Raw genomic sequence first — 2230 nt, forward strand, 5'->3', positions numbered from 1 at the left:
TGCCCCAGCGGGTCTTCTCGGCGACGCCCCAGATCACGGCCGCCGGCGGGATGAGGACACACGTCAGCAGGTATCCGACGAACGTCACGCCCTCGACGTCACGCCCTGTGTTGGCGAGCGCGACGCACCCGGCGACCGTCTGGACGACGACCAGGACCTCGAGGGCAGCGGCGGCGTAGAAGAGCGGGTTGTCCACCGGGCGGTCGCGGACCAGGAGGAACGCTGCGTATCCGGCGACGGCGACGGCTGCGAGCGCGACGAACCAGGCGAACCAGAGAGCCACGGGCGGGTCAGCTCTGGGACGGGCGGAAGGCGGCCTGCCCGGTGAGAGCCTGACCGACGATCAGCGTGTGCATCTCGGAGGTGCCCTCGTAGGTGAGGACCGACTCGAGGTTGTTCATGTGGCGGATGACCGGGTACTCCAGCGAGATGCCGTTGGCGCCCAGGATCGTGCGCGACGTGCGGCAGATCTCGAGTGCCTCGCGGACGTTGTTGAGCTTGCCGTAGCTGACCTGCTCCGGCCGCAGACCGACAGTGTCCTTGCGGCGACCGAGGTGCAGGGCGAGAAGGATGCCCTTGTTGAGCTCGAGCGACATGTCGGCGAGCTTGGCCTGCGTGAGCTGGAAGCCGGCGATCGGCGCCCCGAACTGGGTCCTCGTGCCGGCGTAGGAACGCGCGGCCTCGTACGACGAGCGCGCCGCGCCCATCGCGCCCCACACGATCCCGTACCGGGCTTCGCTCAGGCACGACAGCGGGCCGCGCATGCCGGTGACCTCGGGCAGGACCGCGTCGGCGGGGAGCCGGACGTCGTCGAGGACGAGCTCAGCGGTGACCGACGCCCGCAGCGACATCTTGTGCTTGATCGTGGTGCCGGTGAAGCCGGGTGTCTCGGTCGAGACGACGAACCCGCGCACGCCGCGTCCGCTGCCGGCCTCCTCCGTCTGGGCCCAGACGACGGCCACGTCGGCGATCGAGCCGTTCGTGATCCACATCTTGGTGCCGTTGAGGATCCAGTCGCCGCCGGCGTCCTGCCGGGCGACGGTGCGCATGCTCGCAGGGTCGGACCCGGCGTCGGGCTCCGTGAGCCCGAAGCAGCCGACAGCCTCACCCGAGGCCATCCGCGGGAGCCAGGTCTGCTTCTGGTCCTCGCTGCCGAACGCCCAGATCGCGTACATCGCGAGCGACCCCTGGACGGAGACCATCGAGCGGATGCCCGAGTCGGCGGACTCCAGCTCGAGGCAGGCGATCCCGTACGCCGTCGCACTCGTGCCGGCGCAGCCGTAGCCGTCAAGGTGCATCCCGAGGAGCCCGACCTTGCCGAAAGCGCGCATCAGGTCGCGCGCAGGCAGGTCACCGGTCTCGAACCACTCGGCGACGTACGGGTCGACCTCGCTGGCCAGCATGCTGCGTACTGTGTCGCGGATCGCGATCTCCTCCGGCTGGAGAAGATCGTCGATGCCGAGCGGGTCGTACGGGTCGAGCGTGGGCGGACGACGGTTGCTCATGGCCCCGATGCTAGTCCCGGGACCCACGCGGACGGACATAGGCTGGGGCGCATGACCGCTCCTACCGCACGCCGGCGCGTCGTCGAATGGGTCGACGGAACCCCGCGTGCTCGCGAGGACCGGCTCATCACCGAGGAGCCGCTCGAGATCCGCGTCGCGACACCGGGTCTCCCCGATCGCCGCCTCGGGGTGACGATGCGGACCCCGGGCCACGACTTCGCGCTCGCCGCGGGTCTGGTCCTGGCCGAGGGCGTCGTCCGTGGGCGCGACGACATCGCCGGCATCGCGTACTGCACCGATGCCCGCCTCACCGAGGAGCAGCGGTTCAACGTGGTGACGGTGGCACTCAGCGGGGCGCCGGCACGTACCTGGCAGGAGCGCTCGCTGCGAGCGACGTCGGCGTGCGGGGTGTGCGGCACCGACTCGCTCGACGAGGTCGCGGACCTCGTCACGCGTCTGCCTGACCACCGCCGACCGCACCGGTGGGAGCCGACCGCGCTCGCGGCGCTCCCCGACCTGCTGCGGACCCACCAGCGCCACTTCGACCGTACGGGCGGGGCTCACGCTGCGGGGCTGTTCCATCCCGACGGCACGGTGGTGGTGGTCCGCGAGGACGTCGGCCGTCACAACGCCGTCGACAAGGCGGTCGGTCACACGCTTCTCGAGGGAAATCTCCTCGACGGCACATCCGACGGCCTGGCGCTGTGCACGAGCGGCCGGAGCGG

General features: G+C 70.8%; 3 protein-coding genes. 1 reads left to right on the top strand and 2 read right to left on the bottom strand.

Annotation, left to right across the window (positions count from 1 at the left end):
* Together PV363_RS17420 and PV363_RS17425 are read right to left on the bottom strand one after the other, a co-directional pair.
* Positions 1–283: hypothetical protein (locus PV363_RS17420; RefSeq protein ID WP_301023036.1), on the bottom strand; the 283-nt coding region annotated here is incomplete at its 3' end.
* A 7-nt stretch (positions 284–290) separates the two neighbouring features.
* Complete coding sequence (locus PV363_RS17425) at positions 291–1505, bottom strand: acyl-CoA dehydrogenase family protein (protein ID WP_301023037.1); 1215 nt, start codon at positions 1503–1505, stop codon at positions 291–293.
* A gap of 51 nt (positions 1506–1556) precedes the next feature.
* Here PV363_RS17425 and PV363_RS17430 point away from each other — a divergent pair.
* A partial coding sequence (locus PV363_RS17430) for a formate dehydrogenase accessory sulfurtransferase FdhD (RefSeq protein WP_301023038.1) occupies positions 1557–2230 on the top strand: 674 nt, incomplete at its 3' end.

This window comes from Mumia sp. (genome assembly GCF_028803055.1).
Classification (GTDB): domain Bacteria; phylum Actinomycetota; class Actinomycetes; order Propionibacteriales; family Nocardioidaceae; genus Mumia.

Bases quoted from the DNA above. Each gene is read 5' to 3' on its own strand.
- PV363_RS17425 (WP_301023037.1), bottom strand. From the start codon at position 1,505: ATGAGCAACCGTCGTCCGCCCACGCTCGACCCGTACGACCCGCTCGGC.